At 64.0% G+C, this 19,265-nt stretch carries 15 protein-coding genes; 2 read left to right on the top strand and 13 right to left on the bottom strand.

Annotation, left to right across the window (positions count from 1 at the left end; genetic code table 11):
• Nucleotides 1-31 precede the first annotated feature (31 nt).
• The gene (gene panB, locus QRN70_RS19285; protein WP_285419516.1) at nt 32-850 is read left to right on the top strand and encodes a 3-methyl-2-oxobutanoate hydroxymethyltransferase; all 819 of its coding nucleotides are present in this window, start codon (nt 32-34) and stop codon (nt 848-850) included.
• Nucleotides 851-862: 12 nt separating this feature from the next.
• Here panB and QRN70_RS19280 read toward each other — a convergent pair whose 3' ends face one another.
• Both QRN70_RS19280 and QRN70_RS19275 read right to left on the bottom strand, forming a co-directional pair.
• Entirely contained in the window at nt 863-2,257 is a 1,395-nt protein-coding gene (locus QRN70_RS19280; RefSeq protein ID WP_285419515.1) for an aminotransferase-like domain-containing protein, read from the bottom strand.
• A gap of 455 nt (nt 2,258-2,712) precedes the next feature.
• Nucleotides 2,713-3,276, bottom strand: coding sequence for a YbhB/YbcL family Raf kinase inhibitor-like protein (locus QRN70_RS19275; RefSeq protein ID WP_285419514.1), 564 nt, complete (start codon nt 3,274-3,276; stop codon nt 2,713-2,715).
• 139 nt (nt 3,277-3,415) lie between these two features.
• Here QRN70_RS19275 and QRN70_RS19270 point away from each other — a divergent pair, with 139 nt between their 5' ends.
• Nucleotides 3,416-4,939: an FAD-dependent oxidoreductase gene (locus QRN70_RS19270; protein WP_285419513.1), complete on the top strand. Its 1,524-nt coding sequence runs from the start codon at nt 3,416-3,418 to the stop codon at nt 4,937-4,939.
• A 48-nt stretch (nt 4,940-4,987) separates the two neighbouring features.
• On the opposite strand, the gene pgaD is transcribed toward QRN70_RS19270, so the two are convergent.
• The 11 genes from pgaD to QRN70_RS19215 form a co-directional block, all read right to left on the bottom strand.
• Nucleotides 4,988-5,515 carry a poly-beta-1,6-N-acetyl-D-glucosamine biosynthesis protein PgaD gene (pgaD, locus tag QRN70_RS19265; RefSeq protein ID WP_285419512.1) on the bottom strand — a complete coding sequence of 176 codons (528 nt, stop codon included), beginning with the start codon at nt 5,513-5,515 and terminating at the stop codon, nt 4,988-4,990.
• Complete coding sequence (gene pgaC, locus QRN70_RS19260; protein ID WP_285419511.1) at nt 5,512-6,867, bottom strand: poly-beta-1,6-N-acetyl-D-glucosamine synthase; 1,356 nt, start codon at nt 6,865-6,867, stop codon at nt 5,512-5,514. The genes pgaD and pgaC overlap by 4 nt, the downstream gene beginning before the upstream one ends.
• Before the next feature lies 1 nt (nt 6,868).
• Nucleotides 6,869-8,866, bottom strand: coding sequence for a poly-beta-1,6-N-acetyl-D-glucosamine N-deacetylase PgaB (gene pgaB, locus QRN70_RS19255; RefSeq protein ID WP_285419510.1), 1,998 nt, complete (start codon nt 8,864-8,866; stop codon nt 6,869-6,871).
• 12 nt (nt 8,867-8,878) lie between these two features.
• The gene (gene pgaA, locus QRN70_RS19250; RefSeq protein ID WP_285419509.1) at nt 8,879-11,359 is read right to left on the bottom strand and encodes a poly-beta-1,6 N-acetyl-D-glucosamine export porin PgaA; all 2,481 of its coding nucleotides are present in this window, start codon (nt 11,357-11,359) and stop codon (nt 8,879-8,881) included.
• A 260-nt stretch (nt 11,360-11,619) separates the two neighbouring features.
• Nucleotides 11,620-13,131 (bottom strand): YdgA family protein, encoded by a 1,512-nt coding sequence (locus QRN70_RS19245; protein WP_285419508.1) that lies wholly within the window; start codon nt 13,129-13,131, stop codon nt 11,620-11,622.
• A 316-nt stretch (nt 13,132-13,447) separates the two neighbouring features.
• A complete protein-coding gene (locus tag QRN70_RS19240) occupies nt 13,448-14,083 on the bottom strand; it encodes a hypothetical protein (RefSeq protein WP_064117438.1) in 636 nt (211 codons plus the stop codon).
• A gap of 92 nt (nt 14,084-14,175) precedes the next feature.
• Nucleotides 14,176-15,618, bottom strand: coding sequence for an efflux transporter outer membrane subunit (locus QRN70_RS19235; RefSeq protein ID WP_285419507.1), 1,443 nt, complete (start codon nt 15,616-15,618; stop codon nt 14,176-14,178).
• The gene (locus QRN70_RS19230) at nt 15,615-16,502 is read right to left on the bottom strand and encodes an efflux RND transporter periplasmic adaptor subunit (protein ID WP_285419506.1); all 888 of its coding nucleotides are present in this window, start codon (nt 16,500-16,502) and stop codon (nt 15,615-15,617) included. Before QRN70_RS19230 ends, QRN70_RS19235 begins: the two co-directional genes overlap by 4 nt.
• On the bottom strand, nt 16,499-16,708 hold the full coding sequence (locus QRN70_RS19225; RefSeq protein ID WP_047601052.1) for a DUF1656 domain-containing protein: 210 nt from the start codon (nt 16,706-16,708) through the stop codon (nt 16,499-16,501). Before QRN70_RS19225 ends, QRN70_RS19230 begins: the two co-directional genes overlap by 4 nt.
• Nucleotides 16,705-18,768 (bottom strand): FUSC family protein, encoded by a 2,064-nt coding sequence (locus tag QRN70_RS19220; RefSeq protein WP_285419505.1) that lies wholly within the window; start codon nt 18,766-18,768, stop codon nt 16,705-16,707. Before QRN70_RS19220 ends, QRN70_RS19225 begins: the two co-directional genes overlap by 4 nt.
• Nucleotides 18,765-19,193 (bottom strand): MarR family winged helix-turn-helix transcriptional regulator, encoded by a 429-nt coding sequence (locus tag QRN70_RS19215; protein WP_285419504.1) that lies wholly within the window; start codon nt 19,191-19,193, stop codon nt 18,765-18,767. The genes QRN70_RS19220 and QRN70_RS19215 overlap by 4 nt, the downstream gene beginning before the upstream one ends.
• Nucleotides 19,194-19,265 lie beyond the last annotated feature (72 nt).

Here is a 19,265-nt window from a genome sequence, read left to right as displayed (position 1 = left end):
CCGCCAACGGGGTTCACCAAGGAAAAGAGCCATGAGCCTGCATACCCGAACCAAACGACTGAGCGTGCCTCAATTGGTCGCGATGAAGGGACAACAGAAAATTGTCTCTTTGACCGCGTACACCAGCCATATCGCCAGGTTGATGGACCCCATCGTCGACTTCATCCTGGTCGGTGACTCCACTGCCATGGTCGGTTACGGCCGCGCCTCGACCCTCGACATGAGCCTGGACGAAACCATCGCGCATACCCGCGCGGTCGTCAGCAGCACGCGCCTGGCCTGCGTGATCGCCGACATGCCGTTCGGCAGCTATCAGGAATCGCCGCAACAGGCCTACCGCAATTGTGCGCAGGTACTGGCGCGCACCGGTTGCGACGCCATCAAGCTCGAAGGCGGCGCGGTGCTTGCCGAGACGGTGGAATTCCTGGTCCGGCGCGGCATCCCGGTGATGGCGCATATCGGCCTGATGCCGCAATACGTTCACGCCATGGGCGGCTTCAAGGCCCAGGGCATGAACGAGGCTGCCGCGCTGGCCATCGAAGCCGACGCCCGTGCGCACCTTGAAGCGGGCGCCTTCAGCCTGTTGCTCGAAGGCGTGGCCGAAGGAGTCGCACGCCGAGTCACCGATTTCTCGCCCATGCCGACCATCGGGATCGGCGCGTCACCGGCGTGCGACGGTCAGGTGCTGGTGACCGAGGACATGCTCGGCCTGGGTGGCGACCATGTACCACGCTTCGTCAAACAGTACGCCGACGTCGGCGCGCTGATCAGCCAGGCTTGCGCAGACTTTGCCGCAGAGGTGCGTGACGGCACGTTCCCCGAGCCCCGGCATTGCTATGGCATCAACTGAACGCCGGGGGCGTCAGCTTTCGTCCTGAATAGCCTGAGTCAGCATCTTCAGTGCGTGGGTGATGTCCTTGCTCCAGTCGATGGTGTAGCTCAGGCGCAGGTGATGCTGCCACGCCCCCTGCTGGCTGAAGATCTCGCCGGGGGCGATGACAATCCGCTTGGCCAGCAAGCGCTCGAACACCCGACGCATGTTCACCGGGCGCGTGGCCTCGACCCAGAATGCGGCACCGCCGAGCGGCGCGAGGATGCGCAACTGACCCTCGGTGTGTTCGTGCAGCAGCTCCTGCATGCTGTGCATGCGTCCGATCAGCAGGCTGCGCAACATCTGCGTGTGCTGATCGATCCGCCGGGTGGTGAACAGCCGGGCAATCGCCTTTTGCCGAATCGGCGACAGACGAAACGCCCGCTCGAGAAACAACCGATGCAGCTCCGGCCCCTGAAACCGGCTCAGCACATAACCGTACGGGGCTTCCGAGCCGATGATCTTGTCGAACGTGGAAAACACCACCAGGCGCTCGGGATCGGCAAAGTCGCGGTAGCGCGTGGCGCCCGGTTCGAAACAGAACTCGCCGTAGCTGTCATTCTCGAACAGCCAGATGCGGCGCTCGGCCAGCCAGCGGCAGATCTGCTTCTTGTCCTCGGCAGGCATCAGGCTGCCATGGGGAATATTCACCGTGGACGACAACACCGCCAGGCTGATCGGCTCGCGCTGCAACAACTGCTGCAACTGCGGCAAGTCAAAGCGCCCGTCGTCAGCCAGCGGCACTTCGATCACGCGAATCTTCGCCGCGTGCAACTGGCGCAGAATCGCCCAGGAACAGGGCGACTCCACCAGCGCCACGGTGCCCGTCAGTTGCAGGGCTTCGAGGGACAGTTCCAGCACACTGCGCAGGTCGGAGCCGATATACACGTGCTCGGCCCGCCAGTAGCAGCGCGTCGAGTGGGTGTAGCGGTCGGCCAGGACGCTGCGCAACTCGTTTTCGCCGAACGGTTGATAGAGCGGCGCATGGGAGCGCGGATACTGGCGCGCCAGTTCGCGTTCGGTCATCAGCAGCGGATTTTCCAGCGACAACAGCATGGCCGGGGCATCGCTGCTGAGCGCCAGCATGCCGGGTTGCCGGGCACTGGCGAAGACACTGTCGAGCAGGTTGGGCGAGCCCTCGCTCACCAGTGCCGAAGGCATTGCCCTGGTGTAGTAACCCAGTTTGGGACGGGCGTAGATCCGCCCTTGGTCTTCCAGGAGTGAATAGGCATATTTGGTCGTGGACACCGACACGTTCAAGCGCTGCGCCAATTGGCGCAGCGACGGCAGTTTCTGCTCTCCCTCGGGACTCGCGGCTTCGATCAGTTCGACGAGATAGCGGTAAACGGCCTGGTAGGTAAATGTCGAATCTTTACTTGGGTTCATGCTCAATCGCTTTAAATCCTGGTGCGTTAGGTACTGCGTCGGCCCGTCGAGTTCAACATCCGGGGCAAACACTTGCACTTGGCCATCCATGCCAACGCTCGGGCATCGTACAGATACCAGTCGGTCTAAAAGCGTCATAGCAGTGGGCGTTTTCGATCGTCACGTCATGTGCCTGAAGAGGATCGGCACGGCATTCTCCCTGAACGAGCGGCGATAGCCAGGCACACGGCATCTTCGGCAGTCGCGGGGCAAATTTCCAGCGTTCAGGGTTGACCCGTTTGGCACAGAGTAGTGCATGCCCACATCGGCGCGATGCGAGAGAGAGGGCGGTTTTCACCCACCTGCGAACGAGCCAGCAGCGCGAGGGGCAGCGCCGGGGATAGTGCTCGCTTTCTTCGGTCGACGCCAACCGTTACCGCGTGCTCCGCAGGGAACACGCGGTGGGCGGCGAGCGATCAGCGGTGATAACGCCGCACCACGCTGCTGTTGCGCAGCACGTGGCCCTTGATTTTATCCATCAGCTCGGCGCGGGTCAGGCCCGCGGGCAAGGCGTCCGGGGCCAGGTCCAGCGCATAGATCTGAATAATGTAGTGGTGGGCACTGTCACCGACCGGCGGGCACGGCCCGACATAGTGGGTGGTGCCTTTGCTGTTGGTGCCGCCGAAACCCTCGAGGTTGGATTTGGCGCCGACGCCGGCCGGAATCTGCCGGGTCGAGGCCTTGATGCCGTAGTGAATCCAGTGATCGACGCCCAGGCCTTTCTGGCCATCCGGATCGTGCATGACGATCGCGTAGCTCTGCGTGCCCGCCGGACCGGCGCTCCAGTTCAGCGCCGGCGACTGGTTCTTGCCGCCGCAACCGGCCGCATCGCTGGCCGCCGCCGAGGTGAACAGGCGGTTGTCGGACACGCCGGGGATGTCCAGGACGAAGCGCTCCTGGGCCGCCTGCGCCGAAAACTGCACGCAAAGGGCGACAGCGACGCCCGCCAGCCAAGGGGTAAGAGAGGTCAATCGGGTCATTCCGGGAGCACCTTGTGCAGTTGGGCCATCAGCGGCCTGCAAACTATAGCTGTACCGTTCGTGCCGTGGCAGTAGCAAATGGCTGAACCTCGCACTCCTGCGCAAACTCGTAAGAGAAATGCCTGCGAGGAACCCGAATATGGCCCTGCACCGTGTCGCCCGTTGCACCGATGTCCCTGATGACCGTGGTCTGCAGGTAGAAATCGGCGACTGCAAGATCGTCCTGCTGCGCGCCGCTGGCCAGTTGCGTGCGTTTCAGGGCGAATGCCCACACGCCGGCGCGCCTTTGGCTGACGGCGCCCTGTGTCACGGACGCCTGATCTGTCCGTGGCACAAGGCGGCGTTCCGTGCCGAGGACGGTGGCTTGTGCGAACCACCGGCGCTCGACAGCCTCAAGCGCTACCCGTTGGAGCTGCGCGGCGAGGACATCTGGGTCGATGACCAGCCGCTGGCCGATGCGCACACGCCGCCGGCCGACGATCCGCGCACCTTCGTCGTGGTCGGTGCCGGCGCCGCCGGTACGGCTTGCGCCGCCGCCCTGCGGGAGAAGGGCTTCGGCGGCCGTATCGTGCTGATCGACCGCGAATCCGAGGCCGGTTACGACCGCACGGTACTGAGCAAATTTGTCCTCGCCGGGGACATGCCGGTCGAGGAAGTCCCGCCGCTGCGCGATGCCGACTTCTACCGCGAGCAGCGTATCGAGCGCCAGCAGGGCGAAATCAGCGCACTGGATGCCCAGGGCAAACGCCTTGAATTGCAGGATGGCCAGACCCTGCAGTATGACGCTGTCGTGCTGGCCACCGGCGGCGAGCCGAATCCGCTGCAGTTGCCCGGCGCCGATCTGCCGCAGGTCTTTCTGCTGCGCAGCAAAGCCCAGGCCGAGCAGATCATGCGTGCAGCCAGCCCCGAGCAGCGCGCGGTAATCATCGGCGACAGTTTCATCGCCCTCGAATGCGCCTCGGCCCTGCGCCAGTTCGGCCTCGACGTCACCGTGCTCGCCCGCCACGCCGTGCCCTTTGCCGCGCAGTTCGGCGAGGCGGTGGGCAAGGCGATCCGCGCACTGCACGAATCACACGGGGTGAAATTCATCAGCGAACACGCGGCCACGGAAATCGTCGGCGACGGCAAGGTCGAGGCGGTGTTGCTGGACAATGGTCTGCGCCTGTCGGCGGACCTGGTGCTGGCGGGCGTTGGCGTGCATCCGGCGACCGCCGCCTTCGCCTCGCTGCCGCGGGAGAAGGATCAGTCGCTGCGCGTCGACGCCGGCCTGCGGGTCACCGATGGTGTGTGGGCCATCGGCGATATCGCTACCTTCGCGCTGAACGGTCAGCCGCAGCGCATCGAACACTGGCGCCTGGCCCAGCAGCACGCGCGGATCGCCGCCGCCAACATGCTCGGGGGCGAGGAGCATTATCTCGACGTTCCGTTTTTCTGGACCTGGCATTTCGGCAAGAACTACGACTACCTCGGCCACGCCGAGCAGTGGGACGAGGTGGAATTTCTCGGCACACCCGAGCAGCCGCCCTTCATCGGGCTGTTCGGCCGCAATGGCCTGGTCGTTGCCGCCGTCGCCTGCGAGAAGGAACGGGCGATGGCGCTGCTGGCGGAGCGGATGAAACAGCCGCTGTCCATCGAGGAGGCGTGGCGGCTGATCGGCGATTGAGCGCCGCAGGCGCCGGTCAGGTTTGCGCCGCCTGCCGAGGATCGGGCTTCAGCGATGCAACGGCTCGCGATTGTCGTCATCCTCGGCATGCAGAAAGATCACCCGTGGGTGTTCGATCGGGGCCAGCGGTGGTGGCAACTGCGCCGGTTCCACCGGCCAGAAATGCGTCACCACGTGACTGATGTCGCCTTCCTGATCGTTGTGAATGGTCATGACCCCGGGCGAACGGAGTTTCTGCAGACGCTCATCGTTGAGCCTGAAGCTTTTGCTCAAGCCGTCGTCGTCGACCACCGGCGCCGGCAGACGGCGCTGGGCGAAGCTTCTGCTTTTGCGCTGCTGATAGCGCGCCCAGGAAATCAGGATCACCGCGTTGACCAATGCAATCCACAGGTACACCTGCAGGGTACCGAGGGCGTCGAATGCCGAGTGGTCGAGGCGCGGCCCGCCGGCGTGGGTTTCGATCAAAGGCCACAGGCCACGGATCAACAGAAACAGCAGGCCGACCCAGGCCAGCACCGTGAGGATCACATCGATCACGACCAGGAACGGTCGCTGGCGGGTCCGGATGATTTTCATTTGATAACCTCCTCTTCGTCGTCGCCGATCGGCTTGATGCCCCGGTCAGGACTGACCCAACGTGCACGTTTCTGATGCTGGCCGAACAACACCTTGGGGAAGCTGACCAGCGTGGTCAGCAGGCTGATCAGCCAGAACACCAACGGATACCAGACCACCCAGAACATGGTGCGGCCCAGGCCCGGCTCGTAGCGCCGGTCGATGATGATGCTGACCGCAAACTGCACCAGGCAGACAAAGGCCAGCAGCAGGCCGGTGAACGCCGGCGGCATCAGGTGATCGACGGCGATGGCTTCGGGCATGACCACGAACTTGCCGACGCCCCAGAAAATCACCGAGAGCAGGAAGGTGAACGCCCAGCCGGTCGACAGGCAGTATTCGAACAGCAGCGGCCACAGGTAGCGATGGCGGTACTGCCAGATGCCGCGAATGTTCTTGAACAGCACTTCGGCGCCGCCCTGGGCCCAGCGCAGACGCTGCTTCCACAACCCGGCGAGGGTTTCCGGCATGAGGATCCAGCACAGGGCGCGCGGCTCATAGAAGATGCTCCAGTGATCCAGTTGCAGCTTCCAGCTGATATCGATGTCTTCGGTGATCATGTCCGGGCTCCAGTAGCCGACCCGGTTCAGCGCGGTACGGCGGAACGCAACGATCACTCCGGACACGGTGAAGATCCGCCCGAACACCCGCTGCGTGCGCTTGATCAGGCCGATGATCGACGAGAACTCACCAACCTGGACGCGCCCGACCAGCGTCGAACGGGTGCGGATCCGCGGGTTGCCGGTCACCGCGCCGAGGCGCGCGTTGTCGAGCATCGGTGCAACCAGATAGGCGGCGGTGTTCGGCGCCAGCAGCGCATCGCCGTCGATGCACACCAGGTATTCGCTGCGCGCGGCAATCGCCCCCATGCGCAGGGCCACGGCCTTGCCCTGGTTTTCCGCCAGGTGCAGCACGCGCAGGCGCGGGTCTTCCTTGGCCAGGCGGTCGAGCACTTCGGCGGTGTTGTCCTTGGAGCCGTCGTTGATCGCGATGACTTCGATGTTCGGGTAATGCTGGGCCAGCGCCGCGTGGATAGTGTCGGCGGCGTTTTCGCCTTCGTTGTAGCAAGGAATCAGGATCGAGATCAGCGGCTCGCCTGCCAGCGGCGGCGGCAGCGTGTCGTCCTGCCATGGCCAGTGGCGTTCCCAGTGCAGCCAGAAATACAGGCCACCGGAAATCCACAACCCGGACATGAACAGGGGGTAGAAGAACACGAAGTCCATCAGGAACTGCCCGGTGACCAGGAAGATCAGCCCCAGCGGCACGCCGAGGACGAGCGCCAGAACAAGCAGGGCTAACAGTCTATCCAGCATGTTATGGATTCCATTTATTGGAGAGCGCCGGCCGCACGGTTTTCAGGTCCGGCAGGTTGTCGAGGAAGTTGTCCGGGTAGTAGCCGAAACTTGTTGCGCCCTGGCGCTTGAGGCGGCCCATCCAGTCCGCCAGTTGGGCACCGTCGATGTCGGCCTGATCCTTTTTCGTCCAGTCGCGGGCCTGCAGCTCGAACACCGTGCGATCCAGCGCGCCGGGGCGCTGCTTGATCTTCGCCACCAGTCCTTCGAGCCACGGGCCGGATTGCGCGTGGGTCTGTTTTTCCATCAGCGGCATGGCCATCGGCGCGGTCCAGTCGTAGGTCACGAGGAAGTCGTCGAGGTTCTGCGCAAACCAGGTTTCGCTCTCAGGATTGAGCACCGGCTCGGCGAAGATGTTGCGTGCGGTCAGCACCTGCGGGCCACGGATCGCACGGACCTTGGCGGTCAGTTCGCGGGTGAAGTCGATCAGGTATCGGCTCTTGAAACGCGTCCAGCGCTGCAGCGTTGCCGGATCGTCGCGCAGGGCGGCGATCGAGCCCGGCAGGCCGTGGGCGGCGTAGGCCTTGAGCGCCGCCGGGCTGGCGTCCTCGAAGTCGGAGAGCAGCGCATCATCGTGGTAGAGAATGCCGTCGACCGACGTCAGGCGCGCCACGTCTTCGTAGATCTCGCCAATGATCCGCCGTACTTCCGGGTCGAATGGCGACAGGCGCTGATACTGATCCGGATCGACCGCAGTGGTGCCAGTCTTCGGATCCCAGCGAGTCACCCGCGGCAGCTTCGCATCGAGACCGAAACTGAGCACCGGCATCCACGCGAAAACCTTCACGTGCGCCCGAGTACGCAACTGCCAGGCAACGCGGTCGAAGATGTCGGCGCGTACCGGCAGGTGACGGTTGGGGAAGTACAGCGAGTCCACCAGGCCGTCGCCCTTGGGATCGGCGAAGGCCTGCAGGAACACCGTGTTGGCGCCCATGTCGGCCATGCGCTGGATCAGTTTGCCAAGGTTGATTTCCTGTTGCGCCGGATCCGGGTCGTAGACGTTGTCCAGGTCGACATGCACCACGCGCATGACGAAATCCGACTGCGCGCCGACCACGCTGTTGGCGAAATGCTCGCCGTCAGGATCTGAGGCGACCAGGAAACGCGGACTGCTCATCAGGTTGTCGAGGGCATCGAGGCCGTCGTCGAGGGTCAGGGCTATTTCGTAGCCCTGCTCGCTGATCACGGTGAGCGATGTACCGTCCGCCGTACCGTACGGCCAGACCCAGACCCGCGGCTTCTTGCCAGTGACCTTGCGGATTTTTTCCGAGATCGCGACCACATCGCTGCGGATCCGCGCCTGGAACTCTGCTTCCGATTCGTAGCGTTTGCTCACCGGGTCATAACGCCGGGTCGCGGCGGCCGGCTGCATGTTGCCTTGCGGGTTGGCGAGGATGCCCTTGTGGCTGGCGTCGGTGTGGGCGGCGATTTCCACCAGCCCGGACTGCGAGATCTCGCGCACCTGATCCCAGGTCAGGAAGTCCGAACGGGCGCGGGGCGTGCCGGCGAAGTCGACCGGCTGATTGAGCGGCGTGTCGATCCAGGTGCCGACCGGCGCCAGCAGCGCATGCCAGTTGTAGGCACGCAGCACCGGCATTACCCGGGTATAAAAGCTCGCATAGCCGTCGTCGAAACTGAGCAGGATGGCCTTCGGCGGCAACTCCGGCCCGCCGTTGCGCGCGGCCATGATCTGGTCGACCGTGACCGGTCGGTAGTTGTTCTCGCGCAGCCACGCCAGCTGTTCGATCATGCGCTCGGTGCGCACCGCCACCACGGCCTGATCGGGATCGCGATCCTCGACGTCATGGTAGGCAATGCCCAGCACATGGTTTTTCGGCCACGGTTGTTCGTTGGCCGCCAGCGGCCGCTTGGACGGCGGCGTGAAGGCCGGGGCTTGCTGGGCGCAGGCGCTGACCAGCAGCACTCCCAGCAGAAGGATGAAACGCGAAATCAAAGGCATCTTCAAACTCTTCTAGAAGCGGAAAGTGAGGTCGACGATCAGGCGCAGATCGGTTTCCCGGTCGCCGTCAAAGGGCCGGTTGATCGCGCTCAACAGGCCGCCGACCTCGAACACGTCGTTCCACGCATAACGTTGGCCGTAACCGAGCAGAAACAGGCCGCCGGTGCCGTGATCACGCTGGCTGTACGTACCCGCGCCCGCCTGGAACTGTTGGCTCCAGGAGGTTTCGTAGCGGTGGTAGAGCACATGGTTGACGTTGACCAGCGGCAGGACGCTGAAGTCGGACTTGGGGTTGAAGTACGGCACGTCATCGGACTTGGAGTTGTGACTGGTGCCGACTTCGAGACCGGCGTCGACCTGCACGTTCGGGGCGCTGTAGATGCCCTCGCGCCCGGTGAGCAACGCCTCGACGCGATTGTTGCCGTCGCTGAAATGCGACGGGCTGACGGCCAGTTTCCACTCGCGGCTTTCATTGGCGCGCCAGCGGATGAAACCGCTGCCGCCGTTGGCCTTGATGTCACTGTTGAGCGCGCGCAGGGGCGTCTCGGCCGACAGGTACTCGAGGCTGCCGCCGTACTGCCAGTGGTCGTCGATGTCGCGGGCGATGGCCAGCCGCGCCCCTTGCTTGTCGCCATAACCGTAGGAGTGGTTGGAGACTTCGGCCTCCAGGGTCATGTCGCGGGTGCGACGTTCCAGGCCGACACGCTGGAAGCGATGGTTGCCGGTGCCTTCGGCAAAATCGCCGGTGGCATAACCGACCCCGGCGAAGAGCCGCCAGTCTTCATTGATCGGCGGGCTGTAGAGGGTGCTCTGGATACCGAAATCCCGGCTGCCGCTGACCGCGCCGGCCCCGCCACTGCCGCCGCCATTGGCCTTGCCGCCGTAGGCTTCGACGCGCAATTCGGCCATGTCATGCACTTCGCGCTCGCGGGCCAGACGCTGCACCTGCCGATTGTCCGGGAAGCGTGCCACCACGTCGTCGGTCAGGGCATCCATCTGCCGCCATTCCTGCAGCTCCATGGCGGTACGGGCCTGGGCGATTTCCAGACCCATGTCGCGCGGCACCATGCTCTCGGTTTCCTTGAGCTGGTTTTCCGCGCGGCGCGGCCAGTTGCGGGCCAGGTACAAATCCGCCTGGGCCAGGCGCAGACCGACGTTGCCGGGCGCCTGATCGACCAGGGCCTGCAGGCGTTCTTCGCCGTGGGGCAAGTCGGAACCGTAGGTGCCGGCCTGCGCCGCGAGTTGCTGGGCGTCCATCCATTCATCGTTGGGATTGCCGATCGGCAGGCCCTTGAGTTCGATCCGCGGCCGCTGGGACTTGGCTGCCTCTTCAGCAACCTTGCGCGCCTCCTCGGCGCGGTCGCTTTCGAGCAGCGAGTAATACAGGGCGGTGGTGTCTTCCAGGCGGTCGCCGACATCGGCATCGGGGGCCGCGAGAACCTGCCGATAGAGCTCGGTGGCGACTTCGGGCTGACGCTGATCGAGATACGCTGACGCCACCCAGCGCAGGGCGTACGTCGGAATACTCACGCCTTCGGCCTGCAGCTGCTGGTATTCGCTGATGACGTCGGCGGTCCGTGCGCGCGCCTTGAGCGCGCCCATGCGGTCGATGCGCCAGCGGGTCACGTCGTCATGGGCCGTGGGGTCCGGCGTCCAGGTAGCGAGCAGTTTGTCGTAGTCGGCCAGCGCCCGGTCAGCGATCACGTAGCGTTCTTTTTCGCTGCGGGTGGCGAGTTCGGCGAGGCGTACACGCTCGGCGGCCAGATCGCCTTCGAGGCGGCGGTGAGTCACCGGGTCGATCAGGTCCGGGCGCTGATTGGCCAGGCGCAGGGCCGGCTCGGGCAGACGCGCGCGTTGCAGCGCGCCGATGTATTCACGGGCGACTTCCGGCTTGCTGCCCGCGCGGCTGAAAGCCTGGTCGTATTCGAACAGGGCGTCGTACTGCTTGCCGGCGCGGGTCAGGGCGTAGCCCAGGGCGAGGCGGCGCGAAGGGTCAGCGGGTTTGGCGGCCACCAGCGCCTTGGCGCGGGTCACGGCCTCATCCGGCTTGCCAGCGTCAGCCTGGGTCAGCGCGAGGCCGAGCTGCAGGTCGGCGTTGTCCGGCTCCAGCGCCAGGGCCTTGTTGTAGACCTGGGTGGCCTGATCCCAGCGCTTGAGGTTGCGGTAGGCGCGGGCGGTGGCGGTCAGTGCCTGGATCGGCAGAACGCGGTCGCGGCCTTCGGTTTCATAGACCTTGACCACTTCGGCATCGAGCCCGGCCCAACTGGCGATCTGCAGGTGATCGCTGACCTGGCCGGTGGTCGACTGGCCCGGCGGCACCTGGCGCAGCACAGTCAGCGCGGGCGTGTAGTGCCCGGCCCGTGCGTCCAGCACCATCTGATCGTACGCCGTATCGGCGAACGCCAGCACCGGCCAGAGCAACTGGCTGCACAGCGCGACTCGGAACAAAGGGCGTAAACCACGATGTAATACGGGAACATCAATACGCGGCATTCGTCAGCATCCTTACATGGCCAGCCGGGTCGCAATGCCCTCCTTGCCCATTCGTAACGGTGGCCGAGCAGAAAACAAACTCAACCAAGCTTAGTCAGGCAGTCTTGCACGCAAGCGTAGACCAATATTCAGAACACAATATTTGTTCAGATTCGTGACGAAGATGCCCGGGCGCGGGGCGCAAACGCGGATGCCAGACAGCAAAACGCCCGGCGTCTGCGTAGCGCAGAGGCCGGGCGTTGCGGTGTCGCGTAAGGGTGTTACTGCTCTTCGCTGACGGTGACGCCAGCGAACTTGCTCATCAGAAATCCGACGAACTGCTCGACGGTCATCTTCTGCCCGTTGAACTCCACCTGATTGGCGGCGTAATGCAGTTTGGTCACCACATTGGTGCCGTCCAGCGTCGCCATCTGCGAGCCGACGGCCATGCCGGCGAACATGTCGGCGGTGGCGCTGGCCTGGTCGACAATGGCTTTGGCATCGGTCTGGCCATCGACCTGCGCCTGCACGCTGAGCAGATCGATCAGCATCGGCTTGGACACTTGCACATTCAGGTCGAGCAACGCGATCAGCTGTTTGCCCAGCTGATCCGGCGGCAGGTCCATCGAGGCCGGTTTGGTCAGGTCAATCACCAGGTTGGCGCGGCTTTCGCCGTTGGCGGTTTTCAGCGAGAGGTTTTCCAGCGCCACTTGCGGACCGGCGGCGAGCAGTTTCTGCAGGTCAGCCTTGACCTGGGCCGACTCGGCTTCGCTCAGGTTCAGCTCCGGCGCCGGCAGACCGGCGGCAGTGGCTTCGGCCGCGGCCTTCTCGTAGGGCTGCAGCTTGGTCTGGTAGATCTGCATCAGCGACATGGTCGACGGGATGTCGAGGTTCTTCAGGCTCATGGTCATTTGCGCAGAGCCGATCTTCTTGTCGTTCAGCGTGACCTCGCCGATCGAGTAGTCGGCACGCCCGGAAGCGTTGGTGCCGGTCTCTTCGGTCTGGTTCTTCATCTCGAACTTTTTCAAGCCCAGCACCGACTGCTTCACGCCGAAGGTGGTCTTGCTGCTGGTCAGTTCCAGGGTGTTTTCGCCGGTGTAGTAGCCGTAGCTGCTCTTGACGAGGTTGCTGGCCAGGGTCAGGCCGTTGAGCTCGACCTGCACCGGCGACTGATCTTCGGCGACGGTGGTCAGGTGCAGGCTGTCCATGTAGCCGTTGGCCTTGACCTTCTGCGCCTGGGCACTGGCGGAGATGTCCATGTTCAGGCCGGAAAACTTCAGGCTGGATTTGTCGTCCAGGGCGGTTTCCAGCGGCAGCAGCTCGAGGTTGCCGGTGGTCGACTGGTCGTAACCGATGTTGACCACACCTTTGAGCGGTGCGGCGCCCTTGGTCGCGGCGAACCATTTTTCCGTGGTCGGGGTCTTTTCCAGCTCGTAGTTACTGGTGGCCATGACCGGCAGCCATTTCAGCGATACCAGGCGCGAAAACGGCAACGGGCCGTGTTCGATATGGTCGACGAACAGCAGCTCGACCGGTGCCTCGCCGAACATCTCGCCTTCGCCCTTGAGGCGATAGTGCGCGGTGCTGCTGAAGGTGTGGCGCTCCAGCGACACCAGTTCCAGCGTCGCCGTGCCGTTGGAGCCGGCCATGGCGGTCTGCAACTCTTTGTTGGCGTCGACGACGGCGTTGTTGAGTACGCCTTCGATCTTGGTGCCTGTGTACCAGGCCCCACCGACGCTGATGGCGCCAATGGCCACGACAATTCCAAGAAGCACGCCTGCTGATTTATTCATGAATGACCTGATCGATATCCGTGGCTGAAAATGTGGTCGTCTTCCCTGAACCCGTGATCGGGTTGCGGCTCGACTCCGCTGAAATTAGCGTTGCAGATTAGCACTGGCGACGCCTGGCGGCCCAATGTTTAAAGGTTAAAGAGTGTCTATGGGGAGTGTGGACAATGAGCAGACAATCAGAGTTTCGCTGTTTTTGCAGACGCCAGCGCTGGCAAGCCAGCTCCCACGGGGTTGGTGGCTGTTCACAAAGTCCTGGAACACCACAAAACGGTGGAAGCTGGCTTGCCAGCGATAAGGCCAGAGCAGTCGCAGACGATCAGGAATACTGAACCTCAATCTCATCCAGTTGATGATCGAAGCTTTTCAGGCGTGCGGTCCAGGTATACACCAGTACTTCGAAGTCGCGGTCGATCACCGCGCCGCCCGGGCCGTCGGCGCGCGGATCGCAGAAATCCAGCTGATAGCGTTCGCGGGCCATGGCCGTGGCTACGTCGGACAACTCGCGCGCATTGTTGAGCCAGTGCCAGCCTTCGTCGGCAATCTGCTTGTCGAGCTCCAGGCATTGTTTTTTCAGGGCTTCGAGGCTTTTTTCCAGCGGCGTGCCGGTGAGCTCGCCCATGACTTCGGCGAAGGTTCGACCGGGCTGCCAGTAACTGCCCCAGAAGTAGCGGTCGAACACGGTTTCGACCCGGCGCAGGGCGACTTTGGTGTCCCAGATCAGCACCAGGGTCTTGCCCTGTTCGAGCTGACGCTTCTTGACCCGCTGCACCTGCACCGAGGCCCAGGCCACGACCACGATGGCCATCACCGCGATCAGCGCGGTGGCGCTGTCGAGGAACACCATCGCCTTGTCGATCTGGTGGGCCAGCATGATGCCGTAGAAATAGGTGGCCGAGAGCAGCACCAGCGCTGCCAGGGCGCACCAGAAGCCGAGAGCGTAAGGGTTTTTCATTATTGTTTCCCCTAGACCAGCGCTAGCGATGTGCGTGGCCGGGGCGCTTTGCTCGGGGCGCCCCGCCAACACTTCAAAGCATAGCAACGGCCTCAGGGTTTGCTGGCGCTCGAGGCTTGCGTTCGTCCGCTTTCCCAGCCGCCGCCGAGGGCAAGGAACAAATCGATCTGGCTCATGGCCACTTGGGTGTTGGCGGCGGCCAGTTGCGCGGTGACATCGGTGTAGGTGCGAGTGGCCTGCAGATCAGCGAGGAACGACGCCCGACCGGCCTGGAAGAAGCGGTGAGTCTGCTCCGCCGCCAGTTTCGCCGACTGCTCGGCTTCGGCCAGCGCATCGCGGCGCTGCAACAATGCGCTGTACTGGGCCAGGCCGGTCTGGGTTTCGCGAATGGCGTTGAGCACCACGCCATCGAAACGCGCCAGCGCGCCCTGGGTGGTCGCTTCGGCTTCGCGGATGCGGGCCCGGGCGCCGTTGGTCGGTACCTTCCAGGTCAGCGACGGGCCGAAGCCCCAGCGGTTGGTCGACGGATCGCCGAGGTCGTCGATGATGCCGACGGTGCCGATGGTCGCGCCGATGGCGATGTTCGGGTACAGCTCGCCCGTGGCGACGCCGATGCCGGCCGTGGCGGCCGCCAGATGCCGCTCGGCCTGGCGGATATCAGGGCGGCGCTTGAGCAACGCGGCACCGTCGCCGACAGGCACCAATTGGGCGATTTTCGGCAGTTCGGCGCAGCTTGCGGTGCCGGCCGGCAGTTGCTCGACCGGTTTGGCCAGCAGCATCGACAGGCGGTACAGCCCGGCCTGCCGCGCCGCTTCATAGCGCGGCATCTCGGCACGCAGGGATTTGAATTGGGTCTGCGAGCGGGTGACCTGGGTTTCATCGCCGCGCCCGGCGTCACGCAGACGCTGGGTCAACGTGGTGCTCTGCGATTGCAGGTCGAGCGAATGCTGGGCGATTTCGCGTTCTTCGTTGGCCGCGCAGACCTGGGTGTAGGCGCGCACCACGTCCGCCACCAGGGTGATGCGCGCGGTATCGGCAGCCGCCTGCGTCGCATCGGCATTGGCCTTCGCCCCTTCGATGCCGCGTTGCAGGGTGCCCCACAGGTCGAACTGATAGGAAGCGCTGAGGCCGATGTCGGCGACGTTGGAAACCGGCACCTTCTCCGGCAGCAGGAAGGCCTGGCCGGACTCCTGCAGACGCTGGGCGCCCATCTTCACCCCGGCACTCCAGCCGCCCGCCGCTTCGGCTTCTTCGACTTGCGCCCGAGCGCGCGCCAGGTTCGCCGCCGCGACCCGCAGATCGGTGTTGGAGGCCATGGCCTGCTGCACCAGTTGATCCAGGCGTGGATCCTGATACAGACGCCACCAATCGGCGGGCACCGGCGCCGACACCACCGGTTTGCCGGCCACCGCCAGCTCGCCCTGCAGATCCGGGCGCTGGATGGCCGCATCCGGCGGCAGGTGATAGTCCGGCCCGACCATCTGACAGGCCGACAGCAGCACGCCCAGGCCGGCGATCAGCAGCGCCCTGCTCATTGCCCGGGCTCCTGCTGTTGATCGTCGATGATCGACACCGTGGCGGTTCGCCCGGCGATCATGCGGAAGTCTGCCGGCACATCGTCGAAAGCGATCCGCACCGGAATGCGCTGCGCCAGGCGGACCCAGCTGAAGGCCGGATTGACGTTCGGCAGCAGGTTGCTGCCACTGGAGCGGTCGCGGTCCTCGATACCGGCGACGATGCTTTCGACATGCCCGCGCAGCCGCGCGCGGTCGCCGATCACGCGGATATCCACCGCCTGGCCGACATGAATGCCGTCGAGTTTGGTTTCTTCGAAATAGCCGTCGATGTGGAACGAATTGCTGTCGACCACCGACAACACCGGGCGCCCGGCGGTGACGAATTCTTGCGTGCGTGGCGCGCGGTCGTTGACGTAGCCGTCCACCGGGCTGCGAATCACCGAGCGGTCGAGGTTGAGCTGGGCGCTGTCCACCGTCACCAGCGCTTCGGCCAGCGCCGACTGCGCGCGGGCCACGCGCGACTGGCTCTCTTCCAGCTGTTCGGCCGGCACCAGGTTGCCCAGGCCACGGTTACGCTTGGCCTCGCGCTGCGCCTGGGCCAGGGTTTCCTCGCGGTCGGCGACCGCCGCCTTGGCCTGACGCAGGGCCAGTTTGAAGCGGTCCTGATCGATGCTGAACAGCACCTGGCCACGCTTGACCAACTGGTTGTCCTTGACCTCCACCTGCTGGATCAGCCCGGACACGTCCGGGGCGATCTGCACGATGTCGGCACGGATGTGGCCGTCGCGGGTCCAGGGCGCGAACATGTAGTACATCACCATGCGCCAGACCAGGACGACGGCGAAGGTCACGATCAGAAGGGTCAGCACCACGCGACCCAGAGTCAAAAACGGTTTTTTCATGTCATCAGGTATCGACTGAGTGAGTCCACGCCGTACAGCAGCACAGCGTAGAGAGCCACGTTGAACAATGCCCGGTGCCAGACCAGACGGTAAAAGTGCACACGCGTCAGCACGCCATGCACCAGCAGAAACAGCACGTAAGTGATGCCCATCAACACCAGCAGGGTCGGCAGGAAAATGCCGCTGATATCCAGGTCACCGATCATAGGGGGGCTCCATCGGGCAGCGGTTCTTCGGCATCGCTGGTGCTGACGAATTCCACGCCGGGCAGCAGCGCCAGGCGCAAACCGCTCAAGGCATGCAACAGGTTTAGCCGGGTTTCTTCGTCGCCGTGGCCTTTGAGCGCGCGGCGCGCGCGGTCCATCGTCATGAGCAACGGACTCGGCGCCGGCAAGCGTTCGCCGGCCTTCAGACACGCGCGGAAATACTCGCCGACCTCAGCCACCACTTGTTGCAGCAGGGCCTTCGGCGCGCCGCTGACCCGTGGCGTGTAAGCCAGCAGATCGAGCAGGTTCAGGCCGACGCGCACTTCACGCATGGCAATCCCGGTGTCCTGGCCGGTCATGGCCAGACGCGGCAAGTGCTGCATCAGACGATCGAGCAACTGCACGCCCAGATGCCGATGTTCGGCCAGATTGGCCGGCTCGGTCATGCGCACGATGTCTTTCCAGCTGAAGCGGGTCAGACGTTTGGCGGCCAGCTCGACGCCGAACGGGCGGGCGATCAGGGTCCAGATGAACGCGAACAACAGGCCCAGAGGGCCGGCCAGGTTGGAGTTCACAAAGGCGAAGAAGTCCGCGTCGTACGCGCCCTGAATGCTGATGAACGACGAGGTGTTGACCAGCGTCAGGAGCATGCCGAGGAAGAAGCGTGGCTGCACCGTCAGGGTGCCGACACAGATGAACGGAACCGCAAACGCCAGTACCAGCATCGGGAAATCGTGCAGGTTCGGCAGAATCAGAAACAGGTAAAGGCTGGCGAACAGCACCGACATCCCGGTCCAGAAAAAGAACCGATATATCTGTGGCGCCGGGTCGTCCATCGAGGCGAAGAAACTGCACGCTACCGCCGCCAGAATCACCGCACTGCCACCGTCCGGCCAGCCGAGCAGAATCCACAGCACCGAAGCGACGATGATCGCCAGAACGGTCGAGGCCACCGAATACAGCATCATCCCGCGGTCGAGAAATGGCGTCAGCCGCCCGAGGCGCCAGTGCCGGTAAACCGCGCGCCAGCTGTCCTGGCGCTCGCAGAGAATCGCGTCCTGCAAACTGCGGCAGTCCTGCCACAGATCGATGAATTCGCCGAGGCGATAAATCGCGTTGGAGAACAGCAATTGCTTGCGATCTTCCAGCGCCTCGCAGCTTGGCTGCAAGGCCTGAAGTTGATCCTTGAGCGCCTGCCAGCGATCCAGATCGGCGTCTTTGTGACCGAGCCATTCCTGGGTCGCGGTCAGCAGTGGGGCAAACTTTTCCACCAGTTCCGGTGTGCGCCGTTCAAGCGCGTAGAGCGAATCTTCCAGAGCGTCGATCACCGGCAGCAGGTGGATCATCCGCCCGCGCAGTTCCTTGGTGTTGCGCACGGTTTGCGGTCGAGCGCCTTCGTGGGGCAACTGGCCGATCATCAATTCGAGGCTGTTGAAATTGGCGACCATGGCCATGCGCAGCGTGGCGATCTGTTCAGGCTGCACGTCGCGGCTGAGAAACTTCAGGCTGTAGGTGGTGGCGTCGGCGAACCACTTGCCCACTGCGTCGTTGAACACCGGCGCCAAGCGACGCGGCCAGAACATCGCGCCGACCACTGCCGCCACGGCGATACCGAGAAAAATCTCTTCGGTACGCGCTTCCGCCACGTCCCACACCGCCAGCGGATTATCCACGGTCGGCAGGGCGATCAGCGGCAAGGTATAACCGGCCAGCATCAGTGCGTAGTTATTGGCGGTACGCAGGTGCAGCGACAGGAACAGCAAAATCCCCGTCCACAAGGCAATCACCACCACCAACGCGTACGGACTCTGCACGAACATCGGCACGAACAGCACCGCCGCCGCCGCCCCGAGAAAGGTGCCGATGGCGCGGTACAGCGCCTTGGAACTGGTCGGCCCGAGAAACGGGCTGGAGACGATGTACACCGTGGCCATCGCCCAGTACGGACGCGGCATTTGCATGAGCATGGCGATGTACAGCGCAATCATCGACGCGGCGAAAGTGCGCACCCCGTAGAACCAGTCGCGTGCCGGCGGAAAACCGGAGAAAAAGCCTTTCACGGGTTGACCACCGCCGGCGGACTCGCCGCCTCGAAAGCCCTGAGTACCCGAAGCGTAGCTTCCAGATCGCTCTGCTCGATGCCTTCGAGCACTTCATGGCGCAGGCGCACCAGTTCGACTTCCACCGCCTGCACCAGCTCGCGGCCGGTGTCGGTCAGGCTCAGGCATTTGGCCCGGCGATCCTGGGCATCTTCGGTGCGGCAGACGTAGCCGGCGTGACACAACTGATCGAGCAGACGCACCAGCGAAGGACTCTCCATCCCCGCCGCCTGCGCCACCTGCACCTGACGCACACCCTCGCCCAGGCGCCCGATCATCAACAACGGGACGGCGCAGGCTTCGGAGATGCCATAGTTGACCAGCGTGGTCTGGCAGATCTTCCGCCAATGCCTGGCGGCCACCACCATGGCACTGCTGATGTTCATCTGGAGAGCGTCGAGGTTATTCGGCACGAGAAAATGCACACACTGTTAGTTTGCTAACTATCAATATCGCAT

Origin of the sequence: Pseudomonas sp. efr-133-TYG-5, assembly GCF_030209175.1 — a bacterium.
Classification (GTDB): Bacteria; Pseudomonadota; Gammaproteobacteria; order Pseudomonadales; family Pseudomonadaceae; genus Aquipseudomonas.
This window is presented reverse-complemented; position numbering and strand designations above follow the sequence as displayed.

What these genes read in the sequence shown, in the direction of transcription:
- pgaD (WP_285419512.1), bottom strand. Translation starts at nt 5,515, where the DNA reads ATGAAAATCATCCGGACCCGCCAGCGACCGTTCCTGGTCGTGATCGAT.
- panB (WP_285419516.1), top strand. Translation starts at nt 32, where the DNA reads ATGAGCCTGCATACCCGAACCAAACGACTGAGCGTGCCTCAATTGGTC.
- QRN70_RS19270 (WP_285419513.1), top strand. Translation starts at nt 3,416, where the DNA reads ATGGCCCTGCACCGTGTCGCCCGTTGCACCGATGTCCCTGATGACCGT.
- pgaA (WP_285419509.1), bottom strand. Translation starts at nt 11,359, where the DNA reads ATGCCGCGTATTGATGTTCCCGTATTACATCGTGGTTTACGCCCTTTG.
- pgaB (WP_285419510.1), bottom strand. Translation starts at nt 8,866, where the DNA reads ATGCCTTTGATTTCGCGTTTCATCCTTCTGCTGGGAGTGCTGCTGGTC.
- QRN70_RS19240 (WP_064117438.1), bottom strand. Translation starts at nt 14,083, where the DNA reads ATGAAAAACCCTTACGCTCTCGGCTTCTGGTGCGCCCTGGCAGCGCTG.
- QRN70_RS19275 (WP_285419514.1), bottom strand. Translation starts at nt 3,276, where the DNA reads ATGACCCGATTGACCTCTCTTACCCCTTGGCTGGCGGGCGTCGCTGTC.
- QRN70_RS19230 (WP_285419506.1), bottom strand. Translation starts at nt 16,502, where the DNA reads ATGAAAAAACCGTTTTTGACTCTGGGTCGCGTGGTGCTGACCCTTCTG.
- QRN70_RS19245 (WP_285419508.1), bottom strand. Translation starts at nt 13,131, where the DNA reads ATGAATAAATCAGCAGGCGTGCTTCTTGGAATTGTCGTGGCCATTGGC.
- QRN70_RS19215 (WP_285419504.1), bottom strand. Translation starts at nt 19,193, where the DNA reads ATGAACATCAGCAGTGCCATGGTGGTGGCCGCCAGGCATTGGCGGAAG.
- QRN70_RS19225 (WP_047601052.1), bottom strand. Translation starts at nt 16,708, where the DNA reads ATGATCGGTGACCTGGATATCAGCGGCATTTTCCTGCCGACCCTGCTG.
- pgaC (WP_285419511.1), bottom strand. Translation starts at nt 6,867, where the DNA reads ATGCTGGATAGACTGTTAGCCCTGCTTGTTCTGGCGCTCGTCCTCGGC.
- QRN70_RS19280 (WP_285419515.1), bottom strand. Translation starts at nt 2,257, where the DNA reads ATGAACCCAAGTAAAGATTCGACATTTACCTACCAGGCCGTTTACCGC.
- QRN70_RS19235 (WP_285419507.1), bottom strand. Translation starts at nt 15,618, where the DNA reads ATGAGCAGGGCGCTGCTGATCGCCGGCCTGGGCGTGCTGCTGTCGGCC.